This is a genomic window from Corallococcus caeni (genome assembly GCF_036245865.1).
Lineage (GTDB): Bacteria > Myxococcota > Myxococcia > Myxococcales > Myxococcaceae > Corallococcus > Corallococcus caeni.
On record NZ_BTTW01000006.1, the window covers coordinates 514,590 to 529,529 of the forward strand.

General features: G+C 71.4%; 10 protein-coding genes. 7 read left to right on the forward strand and 3 right to left on the reverse strand.

What is annotated here, in order from left to right; all coding sequences use genetic code 11:
• Positions 1-283: 283 nt before the first annotated feature.
• The 3 genes from AABA78_RS26360 to AABA78_RS26370 all read left to right on the forward strand — a co-directional run bounded on the left by AABA78_RS26360 (position 284) and on the right by AABA78_RS26370 (position 2,160).
• The gene (locus tag AABA78_RS26360) at positions 284-433 is read left to right on the forward strand and encodes a hypothetical protein (protein WP_171413355.1); all 150 of its coding nucleotides are present in this window, start codon (positions 284-286) and stop codon (positions 431-433) included.
• Positions 434-512: 79 nt separating this feature from the next.
• Positions 513-662: a hypothetical protein gene (locus AABA78_RS26365; protein ID WP_338266922.1), complete on the forward strand. Its 150-nt coding sequence runs from the start codon at positions 513-515 to the stop codon at positions 660-662.
• Between the two features lie 148 nt (positions 663-810).
• Positions 811-2,160, forward strand: coding sequence for an MFS transporter (locus AABA78_RS26370; RefSeq protein ID WP_338266923.1), 1,350 nt, complete (start codon positions 811-813; stop codon positions 2,158-2,160).
• A gap of 5 nt (positions 2,161-2,165) precedes the next feature.
• Here the strand turns inward: AABA78_RS26370 and AABA78_RS26375 are convergent, their stop codons facing one another.
• From AABA78_RS26375 to AABA78_RS26385, 3 genes are all read right to left on the reverse strand, one after another.
• Positions 2,166-3,599 (reverse strand): FHA domain-containing protein, encoded by a 1,434-nt coding sequence (locus AABA78_RS26375; protein WP_338266924.1) that lies wholly within the window; start codon positions 3,597-3,599, stop codon positions 2,166-2,168.
• A 2-nt stretch (positions 3,600-3,601) separates the two neighbouring features.
• The gene (locus tag AABA78_RS26380) at positions 3,602-5,902 is read right to left on the reverse strand and encodes a thioredoxin domain-containing protein (RefSeq protein ID WP_338266926.1); all 2,301 of its coding nucleotides are present in this window, start codon (positions 5,900-5,902) and stop codon (positions 3,602-3,604) included.
• A gap of 554 nt (positions 5,903-6,456) precedes the next feature.
• Positions 6,457-9,009 (reverse strand): hypothetical protein, encoded by a 2,553-nt coding sequence (locus AABA78_RS26385; RefSeq protein WP_338266928.1) that lies wholly within the window; start codon positions 9,007-9,009, stop codon positions 6,457-6,459.
• A gap of 255 nt (positions 9,010-9,264) precedes the next feature.
• Between AABA78_RS26385 and AABA78_RS26390 the strand changes: the two genes are divergently transcribed.
• The 4 genes from AABA78_RS26390 (at position 9,265) to AABA78_RS26405 (ending at position 14,932) form a co-directional block, all read left to right on the forward strand.
• Positions 9,265-12,063 carry a serine/threonine-protein kinase gene (locus tag AABA78_RS26390; RefSeq protein WP_338266931.1) on the forward strand — a complete coding sequence of 933 codons (2,799 nt, stop codon included), beginning with the start codon at positions 9,265-9,267 and terminating at the stop codon, positions 12,061-12,063.
• A 135-nt stretch (positions 12,064-12,198) separates the two neighbouring features.
• Positions 12,199-13,461 carry a sigma 54-interacting transcriptional regulator gene (locus tag AABA78_RS26395; RefSeq protein WP_338267215.1) on the forward strand — a complete coding sequence of 421 codons (1,263 nt, stop codon included), beginning with the start codon at positions 12,199-12,201 and terminating at the stop codon, positions 13,459-13,461.
• Positions 13,462-13,521: 60 nt separating this feature from the next.
• Positions 13,522-14,454 carry a hypothetical protein gene (locus AABA78_RS26400; RefSeq protein WP_338266933.1) on the forward strand — a complete coding sequence of 311 codons (933 nt, stop codon included), beginning with the start codon at positions 13,522-13,524 and terminating at the stop codon, positions 14,452-14,454.
• A gap of 13 nt (positions 14,455-14,467) precedes the next feature.
• The gene (locus tag AABA78_RS26405) at positions 14,468-14,932 is read left to right on the forward strand and encodes a DcrB-related protein (RefSeq protein WP_338266934.1); all 465 of its coding nucleotides are present in this window, start codon (positions 14,468-14,470) and stop codon (positions 14,930-14,932) included.
• Positions 14,933-14,940: the final 8 nt, after the last annotated feature.

A 14,940-nucleotide genomic window follows, 5' to 3' on the forward strand; every position in this document is an offset into this window, starting at 1 on the left:
TTTGACTGGAGTTGCAGTAAACGCCGACAAGGACGACAACGAAAGGGCCACGTCATGGAGAAACAGGACACCCAGAAGCCCAGGAAGTTGAGCCTGAAGCGTGAGACCGTCCGTCTCCTGTCCGGAGCGGGAGCGGAGCAGAAGGACCGCAAGGAAATCACCACGCCGCGCTGCACGGAGTTCGGCCCGAGTTGTGAGCCCTGAGCGGTGTCACGGGCGTCCACGCCCGTGAATCCAGGTTGGCTGTCGTCGTACGCAAGGACTGCAACGAAAGGAAACTGCCATGGACAAGCAGGACATGCAGAAGCCCAAGAAGCTGAGCCTGAAGCGTGAGACCGTTCGCCTTCTGTCGGGCGCGAGCGCGGAGCAGAAGGACCGCAAGGAGCTCACCTCGCCGGTCTGCACGGAGTACGGCACGAAGTGTGACCTCTGAGCCGTGTCACGGGCGTCCGCGTCCGTGAATCCAGGTTGGCTGTCGTCGTACGCAAGGACTGCAACGAAAGGAAACTGCCATGGACAAGCAGGACATGCAGAAGCCCAAGAAGTTGAGTCTGAAGCGCGAGACCGTCCGCCTCCTGTCCAAGCCGGACGGGGAGCTGAATGGCCGCAAGGACCTGACCAGTCCGTTCTGTACGGAGGGTGGTCCGAAGTGTGAGCCCTGACGGACCTCACGGGCCTCCGGGTCCGTGAGCCTTCACCGGTGGGGAGCGCATGGCTCCTCACCGGTCCTCCCGGTGCAGTCGGCTGCCTGACGTCCCGTGGGTCCTCCGGGGTGCGCGGGGCGCTGTCCTCCGGGAAAGTCACGGCATCGTGACTCCTCCCCAGCGGCTGGTCCTGCGAATCGCCGTGCTCGCCTCACTCGTCACGTTCCTGGACGGGGCGATCATCAACGTCGCGTTGCCCGCGATGGTCCGGGACCTGGGCGGTGGGCTCAAGCTCCAGCAGTGGGTGGTGGACGCCTACCTCATCACGCTGGGCTCGCTGATGCTGGCCGCGGGCTCGCTGTCGGACGCGTTCGGGCGCAAGCGCATCCTGCGGCTGGGGTTGCTGGGGTTCGGGGCCACGTCGCTGTTGTGCGCGCTGGCGCCGACGGGCGCGGTGCTCATCCTCGCGCGAGGGCTCCAGGGGGCCACGGGCGCGCTGTTGGTGCCGGGCTCGCTGGCGCTCATCCTGTCCTTCTTCTCCGGCCCCGAGCAGGCGAAGGCCATTGGCACCTGGACCGGCTGGACGGGCGCCGCGTTCATCGCGGGGCCGCTCGTGGGCGGGCTGCTGGTGGACACGGTGGGCTGGCGGTGGATCTTCGCCATCAACGTGCTGCCCATCGCGTTGACGCTGGCGCTGCTCGCGCGCATGGAGGAGCCCGCGCGGCCGGAGGGCGCGCGCATCGACGTGCTGGGGGCGGTGCTGGCGTGCCTGGGGTTGGGCGGTCCGGTCTACGCGCTGATCGAGCAGGGGACGGTGGGCTGGACGCATCCCACGGTGCTGGCGTCGCTGGGCGTGGGCGTGCCGGCGTTCATCGCGTTCCTGTTCCAGGAGCGGCGCTCGACGCACCCGATGATGCCGCTGGGCTTGTTCCGGGAGCGGAACTTCTGGGTGGGCAACCTGGCCACGACGTCCATCTACGGGGCGCTGGCGCTGGGCGAGTTCGTCATCACGCTGTTCCTCCAGCAGGTGGCGGGGTTCCGCGCGACGACGGCGGGGCTGGCGCTGATGCCGACGACGGTCATCATGTTGCTGTTGTCGTCAAGGTTCGGCGGGCTCGCGGGCCGGTTCGGGGCGCGCCGGTTCATGGCGGTGGGTCCGTGTGTCGCGGGCGTGGGGTTCCTGCTCATGCTGCGCGCGGGGACGCCGGTGGACTTCTGGACGCAGATGCTGCCGGGCGTGGTGGTGTTCGGGCTGGGGCTGACGATGACGGTGGCGCCGTTGACGGCGGCGGTGCTCGGGTCGGTCCGCAAGGAGCAGGCGGGCATCGGCTCGGCCATCAACAACGCCATCGCCCGGGTCGCGGGGCTCATCGCCATCGCGTTCACGGGGCTCATCGTAGGCCCGCGACTGGACGTCGCGGGCTTCCACCGGGTGATGCTCGTCGCCACCGTCCTGCTGGTGCTGGGCGGAGTCATCTCCGCCCTGGGCATCCGCGATCCGCCGCGGAAGGCCTGAGCGCGTCAGTCGTCGCTCGGGGCCATGGAGAAGTACACGGCTTCGGTCCCCAGGTTGAAGGTGTCGCCGTCCGCGATCTTCTGGCGCTTGATGCGCTGGTGGTTGATCCAGGTGCCGTTGGAGGAGCCCAGGTCCTCGATGAAGTAGTCGTTGCCCTCGCGCACGACGATGGCGTGCTCGCGGGAGACCCTGCCGGACTTCACGACGAGGCTGCACTGCGGGCCACGTCCCAGCGTGAAGCGCTCCACGTCCACGCGGGTGGCGGGGCCGTCCGGGCTCAGGCGCACGAACAGGTCCTTGCGCGCGGAGGCCCTCGCGGCCGGCTTCCGGCCCTTGTTGGCGTCCGGGGGAGCGTCGTCCTCGGGAGCGGACTGACGGAGCACCCGGCCCTGCTTCCGGAGGGCGGGGCCCTTCGCCGCCGGAGCCGCCACGAAGGGAAGGTCCTGCTCCTCTGCTTCCGAGTCGCCCGCGCCCTGCGCGTCGTCCTCGTCGGACGCGGCGGCCCGTTCATCGTCCTCGTCCGATGCGGCGGCCCGTGCATCGGCCGCGTCATCGTCGTCGGACGCGGCGGCCCGAGTATCGGCCTCATCGTCGGAGCCCGTGGCCTCCTCACCCGTCTTGGCCTCTTCGGGCTCGGAGTCGTCGGCCTCGTTGGCGCCCGGGAGTTCTTCGGAGCCGATCGCCGCTTCGATGTCGGCCGCGGAGCCGTCGTCCTCCTCGGCGGCCTTTTCGTCCTCCGCGTCCGTGTCAGTGGCGCCCGCGTCGGATTCCTCGTCCGCATCGGCGTCGGACTCGGACGCATCTTCGTCGGCCGCTTCGTCTTCGTCGGCCGCTTCGCTTTCGTCCGATGCTTCGTCGGCCGCCTGATCAGCGCCGGGCTCGTCTTCGTCCGATGCCTCGTCTTCGTCCGACGACGCGCCATCGGCCGCTTCGTCTTCGTCGGCCTCTTCGTCGTCCGATGCTTCGTCTTCGTCCGAAGACGCGTCGGCCGCTTCTGCTTCTTCGTCCGAGGACTCGTCGGACGCTTCCTCCTCGTCCTCCGACTCTTCCTCGTCATCGGCTGCCACCGGCACATCGCGGGGCTGCACGACCGCGTCCACGGCCGCGAGGACCTCCTGCATGCGGGACCGGGCATGCGCCGCCTCGTCCACGGGAGGCGCGGCGGACACGGCCGCCTTCACAGGAGCGGAGGTGGTGGGGTGCTCCGCCGGACGCACCGCGGGCTCTGGGGCCCGGGCCGCCGGTGCCCTCACGGGCGTTCCCTCGACCGGCGTGCCGAGCACCACGGGCGTCGGCGACACGTAGCCGTTCTGTTTCGCGAGCAGGAACAGCGCCTGGGCCACCAGGGCATCGCGGTCCACGCCCAGGTCGTGGCTCATCTGCTCCAGCGCCCGCCACAGGGGCTCCGCGACCTCGATGGTTTCACGAATCCGATTCATGCCTAGCTCCCCCTCAGATTGCTCTGCCACGGAGAGACGTGGTCCGGGTCATTGAGCCAATAGAACATCGCTTGCGTCTCCGCGTACTGCCGCTCCGCGATGGACACCAGGTTCGGATGCAGGTCGCCCAGCGCCACCCCCTCGAACAGGAAGCCCTGGCCGGGTTTCGTCGTGCTGGCATCTCCCCGGAACTTGCGGTCCCGGCTCTGCCACAGCCGCTGCGAGGCCTGCCCTGCCGCCTGGCCGTAGTCCGCCGGCGGCGCGATGCGCGTGGGCATCCGGAACGCCGTCTCCCCGCATGACCACAACAGCCAGGACAGCGCGCTCCAGTCCCCCCGCAGCATCAGCGTCAGGTCCGCGAGCCCCATCTCCACGTCGAGCGTCTCGTCGACCTCCACCTGCTCGTCCTCCAGCTCCAGCTCGTACTGCTTCAGCTCCACCGGCCCCTTCCCCAGCAGGCTCGACAGGTCCGGCGGCAGCCACGACACCGCGGCGCCGGGCTTGAACCGCTGGAGCAGCGCGCCGCGCATCGCCTGGAGCCGCGTGGCGTACTTGCGCACCAGCTGCTGGATCGCCTCCAGGGTCTGCTCGGGCTTCTCCGGCAGGCCGTCGTAGGTGCAGCGAGGAGGCTCCTGTCCCGCCCAGAAGTCGAAGCGGGGGAACAACACCCGCGCATACGTGTCCAGGAACGCGGCCGTGTCCGGCTCCGCCGCCGCGAGCCCCTGGGCATCCTTGCGCACCTGATCCGCCACCCCCAGGTTGAGCAGGATGAGGCCGCGCGTGAACAGGTACTCCTTGCGCTCCGGAGCGAGCAGCATCGCCGCGTGCAGGAAGTCCAGCGCCGCGCGCGGCCGGTCCGTCTGGTCCAGCAGCACGGCGTAGGCCCGCAGCAGCGTGGCGGCGTCCGCCCCGCGCATGAGCGCGTCCGCCATCGGGGCCCACTCCTGGCCCGCCTCCTCCACGACGTCGTCCGCGAGCTCGCTCGCCGAGTCCTTCTTGCGCGGCAGCGTCAGCTCCTCCAGGCCTGCCTTCAGCGGCTGGACATCCAGCGACGTGGCGCACGCGCGCGCCGTGGCCAGCAGGGCCTCGCGGTAGCGCCGGTCCGCGCGGGCCTCCCTGGCCAGCTCGCGCCACCCCTCCGCGCCCCGGGCCAGGTTGGAGAACACCGGCGAGCGCGCCAGCGTCCGCTCATCCATCGCCCGGCCCAGGTCGCGCGTGAGCACCACCGCCCGCTGCGCGTCCAGCAGGGACCACTCGCCACACGTGAGGTTGCCTTCCGCCCGGCCCTCCTCGAAGTGGACGCGGAAGTCCGCGTACACGTTCTCCGCGCGCGACCAGCAGCGCCCGTGGCGCAGTCCGTTCGCGAACTCGGCCTCCCAGAGGAGCTGGCCCTGCAGGTCCCAGAAGCGGGTGAGGCCGTGGCGCTCCGCGTCCGCGTTGAGCGTCACCCGGGCCCACTGGTTCAGGTCCTCGCGCAGCTCCGCGTCCTCGGGCAGGTGGGCGGGACGGGTGGGGTAGGGCTCGCCGGTGGAGGGCACCACGCGCTGGCCCTGGCCGTTGAAGTGCAGCACCTGCCGGACGGTGCCGTGCTCGTAGTGCATCACCGTCTTGCGCACGCGCTCGCTCACGCCGCCTTCGTGCATGCGCTCGGTGGTGAAGTGGTCGGACGCGAGCCAGGTGCGCGGGCCGTGGATCTGGCCCTTCTCGAAGGCGCCCTCCTGGGACACCGCGCCGTCCTCATGGAAGCGCTTGAAGGGGCCGTGCGGCGTGCCCTGCTTCATGATGCATTCGTTGCAGAGCGTGCCGTCCGCGCGCCAGTACCGCCACGTGCCGTGCGGCCGTCCCGTGACGTCCTTCGGTCCGAAGGACCACTCCTTGTCGCCGTCGTCCCAGGTGGCGCCCTCGGGGACGCTGGAGGGGCGCTGGCCCGCCTCGGTCCGCTCGCGGTTCGCGTGACGGCGCTTCTCCTCGGCGACGTCCACGGCCCGCAGCGCGCCCAGCAGCCGGTCCAGCGCCTCGGTGGACAGCGCCTCGGAGACGCGGTGGACCTCCAGGCCGTCCTTGAACGCGACGAGCGTGGGATAGGAGTCGATGCCCAGCGGCTCGGACACCGCCTCATGGGCCTCCGCGTCCAGCCGGGCGAAGGTGATGTCCGAGAACCGCGCGGCCGCCTCCGTGAAGACGGGAGCGAAGGCGTGGCAGGGCTCGCACCACGGGGCCCAGAAGTCCACGATGCACATGCCGGGCCGCTGGGTGACTGCTTCGTACTCCTCCGGGGTCAATTCAACCGGAACACCTGCCAACGGGGACTCCTGCTCAAGGGGAGGGGCAGATAAGAGGGGCGCCGGGGACGCGCGTCAACCGGCACGTCACGGGGACGCCTGCTTCCGGAGACTCCAGGCCTGTCCCCACGCTCCGTGTTCGAGCACTGGCACGCCGCTGCGTGGCCGGAGCTTTCGGACCTCCTCTTCGCCGCGGACGACTTCGCGGTCGTCGAGCCCGTCATCGACTGCGAGCGAGCCGCCCCCGGAACCCGCGGCGCACGAACTGGTCCGACAGTCGGACCAGTTGGGACCACCGCCCTGGCCAGGGGGTCCACTCCCTCCGGGCCGCACGAACTGGTCCGACAGTCGGACCAGTTGGGACCACGCCGGGCGGGAGGGGGGCCGCAGGGATGTCTCAATTTCTTGGAGGAGGGGGCTCGTCCGCGTCGGGCCTCCTCTTCGGCGCGTTCGCGGGCAGGTGCGCCTCACCCGGTGCGCTACGAGGATTCCAGGCGCACCCTGCGCGCGAAGCGTTGAAAAAGTCAGAAGGCGGCGGTGGCTCCGTCCACCGCCGCCTCCATCCGAGCCGCGCTTCAGTCGATCTGCAGCTCGGAGATCTTGTGCGGCTTGTCGCTGATGAGGTCCATCAGCTTGCCGAAGCCGAAGGTCAGCAGGCCGATGCCGGCGCCCACCGCCATGCCCAGCGGGCCGCCAATCGCGCCCACCGCCACCGCGCCACCCAGGCTGCCCGCGATGCCGACGGCGCCCTTGGCGATTTGCGCGCCGTCGTTCACCTTCGCGCCGTTGACGATGTCCATCACGCCGCCCGCCGCGCCGCCCACCGCGCCCAGCACGTTGGCCGCGCCGCCCGCCGCCTTGAGCGCGGAGAGCGCCTTGCTGCCGGCGCTCGCCGTCACCCCGGCCACCTTGCCGATGCCGCCCATGCCCTTCACGGAGTCCAGCACCGTGCTGGTGATGGCGTTGCCCACCTTCGGGTTCGCCAGCGACTTCGCCCAGGGCATGCTCTTCGCCGCGGTGGGGGGCGTGGTGGTGGTGAGCGCGCCCGCGTTCTTGAAGTTCTTGATGGCCTCCGTGAACGCCTTGCCGCCCGTGTACATGTTCACCGCGCCGTTGGCCGTGTCCGACACGCCCTTCACGATGTCCGGCATGTTGTTCTCGCGGATGCCCCGCGCCAGCGACATGCCGCCCGCCACCACGCCGGCCACGCCGCCCAGCGCGCTCGCGCCGCCCTGCGCCGCGTTCAGGCCCTTGGAGAGGGCGTCCCTGCCCAGGACTTCCGTCGCCTTCGCCGGCAGGCGGCCCGCGTCCTGGCTCAGGCCCTTGAGGATGTTCAGCGCCTGCGCGCCGCCGCTGTTGGCGTACTGGTTCACCGTGTTCGCGGTGTAGATGGAGGCCTGCTCCAGCAGCACCTTGCCGAACTCATCATCCTTGAAGGCCTCCGCGTCGGTGACGTCGCGCATGTCGGCGCCGCCCTTGCCGGACAGCTGCATCCGCTCGCCGTCCTTGCCCACCTCGTGGATGCCCTTGCGGCCGTCCGCGTCCGTCACGGTGGTGCGTGAGTTCACCAGCTGCGCGCCCTCACCGGACAGGAGCGACGTGTCCTCCTTGAGCGCGCTCTCCGTCTTGTCGTCCTTCGTGCGCTTCGTCTCCAGCGACTCCTGGAGCTCCAGCCCCTGGTCGGTGGCCTTGCGGCTGCTGTTGTAGTGCTGCTCCAGGTCGGCGCCGTCCGGCTCGCGGCTCTTCGAATCCATCTTCTCGATGGAGCCGTCCTGGCCGTACGTGGTGGAGGACTCGCCGTTGACGGGCACGCGCTTGGAGGAGTCCGCCTTCTCGAAGGTCTTGCCCTCGTACTTCTCCTTCACGGTGCTGCCCTCGCGCGTCCGCTCCGTCTTGATGGTCGCGTCCGGGTAGCCCTCGATGAAGGTCTGCGAGTCCAGCCGGTCCGCGCCCTTCTGCAGGTCCACCGTCCAGCGCTTCGGCGGGCGGCCGTCGCCCGTCTTGTCCGCGTCCCAGTTCTCCCCGCCGCCCTTGCCGTACTCGTCGCGGACCTTGTGCAACTCGTCCATCGTGTGCGGGCCGGAGCCCGCGAGGTGCGTGTGGCCGTCCAGCGTGCGGTCCACGTAGGACGTCGCCTTCACGTTGTCCTGGGAGAAGTCCTGCACGCGGCTGTACTGCACGTCGCCCTGCGAGCCGTCCTCGCCCGGAGGCGGAATCGTATAGGTGTACGTGTCCGCGCGATCCACCGGCTTGTCGAAGTCGAACGGGCCCTTGAGCTTGTTGTCGATGGAGCCGCCCCCCTTCTGCTGGTAGTAGGCCGTGCGGCTCGTCTGCGCGCCGCCGTCCGCCTGCGAGTACGCGTCGGTGATCAGCCGGTCGCCGTCCTTGTTCGGCTCCATGTGGACCGCGTTGCGCGTGTACGTGAGGCCCTTGTCCTTCGTCTGGGAGATGTCACCGAAGGACTTGAGGTCGGCCGTCTCGTTCTTGTCGCCCTTCCACTCCGCGCGCTCCACCAGCGAGCTGCCGTCGTCCTTCAGCTCCAGCCGGTCGCGCTTGTTGACGCCGTCCTCGTAGGCGGCCGTGTCCATCACCACCGCGCCGTCCTGCTTCGTCGCGACGGAGCGCTCCACCACCTCCTTCTGGCCGTTGACGCGGGTGAGCTCCACCTGGGTGTCGGACAGGCGCTTGACGCTGGCGCCTTCGGGCACCTGCTCCTTGCCGTCCGCCATGGCGAAGAGCTTGTCGGCCTCCTGCGCGGTCTTCTCCCGCAGGGCCTTCTGCGCATCCACCGTCTCGGTGCGGCGCTCGCCCACCGTCTTCAACTCCACCGCCTGCTTCGCCTTGTCCTCGCCGGACACCGTCTGGCGCTCCACCGGGGCCGCGCCCGTCGCCGCCAGCCCCACGCGCAGCTCGGGGACGCCCGCGGGCCGCACGGCCGTGGCGGCGGCCTTCACCGCGTTGCCCACGCGGCTGAGCTCCGGGCCCGTCGCGGGCTTCTTCGCGTCGAAGCCGTCCGCCACGACGGCGGGCCTCCTCGCCTCCACGGGCGCGGCGGCGGCCGGCTTCTCGGTGACGGCGGGAGGGGCGACGGGCGCAATCGGCTTCCGGGTGACGGGGGCGAGGGCCATGGAGGACTCCAGAAGGGGGCGGGCAGCGAGTACGGCGATGCAGGCCCCCATTGCGGCCGGCGTGCCACCTCCGGAGGACGCCCCCGGTTCCTGTTTCCAGGGGGTTGCCTCCCACCCCGTGCGCGAGCGCTGATGACTGCCGTCAGGCGCTGATGACTGGCGTCACCAGGCAGGCAGCCGTGGTTGACGCATCGCGGAAGGATGTTCGGAGCGGGTGAGGGCCGGCGGTAGACTCGCGGATCAGGTGCACCGACCATGACCAGACGAGACACCGGCAGGGGAAGCGCAGGGACGGGCCCGGCGGACTCCGCGCGCTCGGGCGCAGGCACGGGCCGCGGCACTGGCCCCTCGCCCCGCCGCGCGGAGGACGTCCCTCCCGTTCCCCAGGTGGGCCGCTACCTGCTCCTGCGCAAGCTGGGGCAGGGCGGCATGGGCGTGGTGTACGCCGCCTATGATCCGGACCTGGACCGCAAGGTCGCGCTGAAGCTGCTGCACCCGAACGCCAACCACGACAACGAGGAGGCGCGGTCCCGGCTGTTGCGCGAGGCGCAGGCCATGGCGCGCGTCTCCCATCCCAACGTCATCCCCGTCTTCGACGTGGGCATGTGGGGCGACCAGGTCTTCGTCGCCATGGAGCTGGTGGACGGCGGCACGCTGGGCTCGTGGCTGAAGGAGGCAAAGCCGTCCTGGCGCGAGGTGCTGGAGCGCTACCTCCAGGCGGGCCGGGGGCTCCAGGCCGCGCACGAAGCGGGGCTGGTGCACCGCGACTTCAAGCCCGCCAACGTGCTGGTGAGCCGCGCGGGCCGCGCCTACGTGACGGACTTCGGGCTGGCGCGGCAGGTGGGCGACGGGCCGGAGACCGCGTCCTCGCCGGAGGAGGCCCGGCTGCTGGAGTCGTCCGACCGGCGGATGCTGGACACCACGCTCACCGAAGCGGGCCTGCTGGTGGGCACGCCCAACTACATGTCCCCGGAGCAGTTCCGGGGCTCGCAGCTGGACGCGCGCACGGACCAGTTCAGCTTCTGCGCGGCGCTCTACGGCGCGCTCTACGGCACGCGCCCCTTCGACCCGGGCAGCATCAAGGCCTACGTGTCCGCCAGCCGCAGCGCGGAAGTCGAGGCGGACGGCACGCAGTCGCTGGGCGGCACGCAGTCGCTGAACGCGGCCCCGGCGAAGGCCGTCATCGCGCCGCCGCCCGCGCTCATCCGCGAGCCCCCGCGCGACGCGAAGGTGCCCGGCTGGGTGCGGCAGGCCGTGCTGCGCGGGCTGGCGCTGGACGCGGACGCGCGCTTCCCCTCGATGCAGGCCCTGCTGGACGCGCTGTCCCAGGAGCAGCGCCTGGGACGGCGCAGGCGATGGGTGGGGGCGGCGGGCGCGATGACCACCGCGCTGGCGGTGGCGGGCGGCGTGGCGTGGCAGCAGTCCCAGGTGTGCGCGGACGCGGGCGCGCTGATGGACACCGTCTGGACCCGGGACGCCCAGGCGCGGCTGGCGTCCGCCTTCCGCGCCACCGGGAAGCCCTTCGCGGAAGACATGGCCGCGCGCGCCACGCAGGTGCTGGCGCACTACGCGGGCGCGTGGAAGGACCAGCGCGTCCGGGCCTGCGAGGACACGCGCGTGAGCGGCGTGAAGCCGGAGGAGCAGCTGGACCGGCAGGTGGTGTGCCTGGAGCGCCGGCGCAAGGACCTGCGCGCGACGGTGGACCTGCTCACCCGCGCGGACGCCGCCCTGGTGGAGAAGTCCGTGGACATGGCGCACGCGCTGCCCGCGCTGCACGAGTGCGAGGACGTGGAGTCGCTGGCCGAACAGCAGCGCCGCCCCTCCGACCCCGCCCTGCGCGGGGAGATTGAAGGGCTGGAGGACCGGCTGTCGGAGGTGCGCGCGCAGGTGGACGCGGGCCGCTACCCGGCGGCGCTCGCGGCGGTGAAGGCGCTGGAGGCGCCCGTGGAGAAGACGGGCTACCTGCCGCTGAAGGCGGAGATGCGCTTCCACCTGGGCTGGCTCCAGGAGCAGACGGGCCAGTCACCCGAAGCGTCCCGCCTCCTGTCGCGCGCCGTCTTCGACGCGGAGGCGGGCAGGGCGGACCGGTTGAAGGTCGCCATCCTCAACAAGCTGCTCTACGTGGAGGACGGCCAGAAGCACTTCGACCCGGCGGCGAACTGGGGAGCACTGGCGGAGGCCACCCTCCAGCGGCTGGGCGGCGAGCCCGTGCTGGAGGCCGACGTGAAGGTGAACCAGGCCAACCTCGCCATCTCCCAGGGCCACGTGGACGAAGCCCGCAAGCGGCTGGAGGAGGCGAGCGCCCTCTACGACAAGGCGCTGCCGCCCGAGCACCCCAAGCGCGCGCGGACCCTCTTCCTGCTGGGCCGGCTGGTGCTGGGCTCGGGCGACGCGAAGGGGGCGCTGCCGCTCTTGGAAGCGTCGCTCGCCAGGACCGAGGCGGCGGTGGGCCCGGTGCACCCGGACGTGGCCCGCCGGCACGGCCTTCTGTCCCTGGCCCTGCGCGAGGCCGGCGAACCCGAGCGCGCCCTGCCGCACGCCCAGGCGGTGGTGGACCTCTACAAGCGCTTCCACGGCGACAAGAGCCCCCAGGTGGCGGAGGCGCTGGACGAGCTGGGCATGTGCCAGCTGGGGATGAAGCGCTACGACGACGCGCTGAAGACCTACGAGCAGGCCCTGGCCCTCAAGCGCGAGCTCCTGCCCGCGGACGACGAGGGGCTCCAGCCCTCCTACGACGGCGTGGGCCAGGCGCTGCTGGGGCTGGGCCGGGCGCGCGACTCCGTGGCGCCGCTCCAGCAGGCGGTGTCCTTCGCGTCCGCGCCCCCGGACGCGCTGGCGGAGTCCGGCTTCGCGCTGGCGCGGGCGCTGTACCAGACGGGCCAGACCCCCGAGGCCCGGGCCCAGGCCCGCGGCGAGGCCACCCGCGCCCGGGAGCGCTTCACCGAGTCCGGCCTGGACGCGCGCGTGGGGGAGGTGGACTCGTGGCTCCAGACCCTGCCCCAGGAGTCCCCGCGCCCGCCCGCCCGCCAGCCGCCCCGGGCCCGGCGCCGGTAGGCCGGCACTCGCGGCTGCTGGCGGCCGTGGCGGGGCGTGCTACCGTCCCGCGCCGTGTCGCTGCCGCCAGACGAGGACGAGGCGCTCCTGGATGCCACGGCCACCTTGAACCGGGGCCGTGCCGGACAGGTGCGGATGGTGCTCCGGGTGCTTTCCGGGGCGGAGGCCGGCAAGGCCCACCCGCTCAAGCAGGGGACGTACGTGGTGGGCAAGGCCCCCACGTGTGACATCGTCCTCTCCGACAAGGCCGTCTCCCGCCAGCACCTGAAGCTGGAGGTGCACGACGAGCACGTCGTCGCCACGGACCTGGGCTCGCACAACGGCTCGTTCGTGGAGGGCCTGCGCTTCACCGCCATGGAGCTGCGCCCCGGCAGCGTCATCACCCTGGGCACCACCGAGCTGAAGCTGGTGCCGGAGGACACGCGCGAGCGCTCGCTGCCCTTGTCCTCGCGCGAGAGCTTCGGCGCGCTCGTGGGCCACAGCCGCAAGATGCGCGAGGCCTTCACCGTGCTGGAGCGCCTGGCGCCCGGCGGCGCGGACGTGCTCATCCACGGTGAGACGGGCACGGGCAAGGACCTGTGCGCGGAGGCCATCCACCAGCAGAGCCCGCGCGCCAAGGGCCCCTTCGTCATCGTGGACCTGGCGGGCGTGCCCTCCACCCTCATCGAGTCCGAGCTGTTCGGCCACGTGAAGGGCTCCTTCACCGGCGCCCAGGCCGACCGCGCGGGCGCCTTCGAGCGCGCGCAGAACGGCACCGTCTTCCTGGACGAGATTGGCGAACTGCCCCTGGAGCTGCAGCCGCGCCTCTTGCGCGTGCTGGAGCGCCGGCAGGTCAAGCGCGTGGGCGGCAACGACTACTTCACGGTGAACGTGCGCGTGGTGGCCGCCTCGCACGTGAACCTGGAGCAGGCCGTCAACCAGGGGAAGTTCCGCCGCGACCTCTTCCACCGGCTGGCCGTGCTGCGCGTCACGCTGCCCGCGCTGCGCGAGCGCCCGGAGGACATCCCGTTCCTCATCGACCACATGCTCAAGCAGATGGGCCGGCAGCCTGGCGCGCTGTCGGACCAGACGCGCGCCCTGCTCATGCAGTACCCCTGGCCGGGCAACGTGCGCGAATTGCGCAACGTGGTGGAGCAGGTGGTGAACCTGGGCGAGGAGGCGCTGCCGGACCTGGAGCCGCCCCCGGGCGCGGACGGCCGCCGGGGCCCGGACCTGGACCTGCCCTTCAAGGAGGCCAAGGAGCACCTCATTGAAGTTTTTGAGCGGGACTACCTCAAGAACCTCATCGAGCGCTGCGAGGGCAACATCTCCCGGGCCTCCCGAGAGGCGGACATCGATCGTGTCTACCTTCGGAAACTCCTGCGCAAGCACGGGTTGGATCCGTCCGGGGACCCTTAACACGCGGCGGCATCCCGGGTAGGATGGCATCCCCCATTCCCCCCCTCCGGAGCCTCCACCGTGAGCGTGAACCTCTCATCCAACCTCCTCCGCACCTTCCAGCAACTGGCGGAGGTGAAGCCGTCCGCCCAGCCGCAGCAGACCGCGCAGCAGGTCGGGTTGCCGGAAGAGAAGGTCGTCTCGCAGGTGGAGGGGGCGCCCACGCCCGTCCAGACGGAGCAGGCCTCGGACGCCTTCGCGGCGGTGCAGGCCCTCAACCAGGCGTGGGCGAGCCGCTTCCAGGCCAGCGCGGGCGCGTCCGCGCAGGAGCTGGGCGTCCCCGGGACGCTGGCGGCCGCGCCCCAGGCGCCGGAGCTGGGCGGCTGGGATGACGCGGGGGCGGACCCCGCGGTGCTCAAGCAGACCAAGGAGAACAACTGCGGCGCCGCGGTGGCGGTGATGCTGGGCAAGGAGCTGGGCACCACCCAGACGCAGCCCGCGTCCGACACGCAGAAGATGGACGCCTTGGAGTCGCGCTTCACGCAGGGCCAGGGCACCTCGCCGCATGAGCTGTCCAACATGCTGGCCAACCAGGGCGCGAAGGTGACGCAGACGTCGTCCAAGCTCGACACGAAGGCGCTGGACGACGCGCTCGCCCGCGGGGCCAAGGCCGCGGTGCAGGTGGACTCCTGCCTGGTGGACCCCACGACGAAGCCCGGCGAGACGGGCCGCGCGCACTGGGTCTCCGTGGAGGGCAAGGACGACCAGGGCCGCTACCTGCTCAAGGACCCCAGCACCGGCTCCAAGATTCCGGTGGATGCCCAGCGGCTGGCGGACTCCATGGAGATCAGCTGGAACCAGCACCAGGGCGGCGGGCAGATGATCGTCGAGAGCGCCCAGGGCATGTCCGAGGCCCAGGCCGCGGCGGAGGGCGGGCTGAAGGCCGTCGCGCTCGGCAACACCGACGGCGGCGGGTCGCGCGCCATGTCCAACTTCGGCCGCGAGTCCTCATAAGGGCTGACGCCCCATGGCCCCCAGGTCCATCCGCCACGGTCCCCTGCGCGTCTCGCTGCCGGACGGCTGGTTCGACGCCAGCCAGGTCGTGGCGGTGGGGCCGGAGGAGGACGGCTTCCGCGCGAACCTCGTCGTGTCGTTGGAGCCCGCGGTCCCCGGTGAGACGCTGGAGCAGTTCGCCGCGCGCATGCTGGAGGGCATGCGCGGGGCGGAGGCCTTCCGCCAACTGTCGGAGCGCAAGGCCACGTTCGGCGCCAACGCCGGCGTGCTGCGCGAGTACACCTTTCGCATGCAGGGGCTGGCGCTCGCGCAGCTCCAGTTCCACGTGCTGAAGGAGCAGGTGGCCTTCACCTTCACGTACACCCAGCGTGCGCACCGGCTGGACGCGACGCGCGCCGTGGCGGAGTCGCTGCTCGCGTCCGTGACGCTGGATTCGACGGCGGAGCTGGCGCTGCGGCCCACCGTCTTCCGCGCCTGACGCGCGGG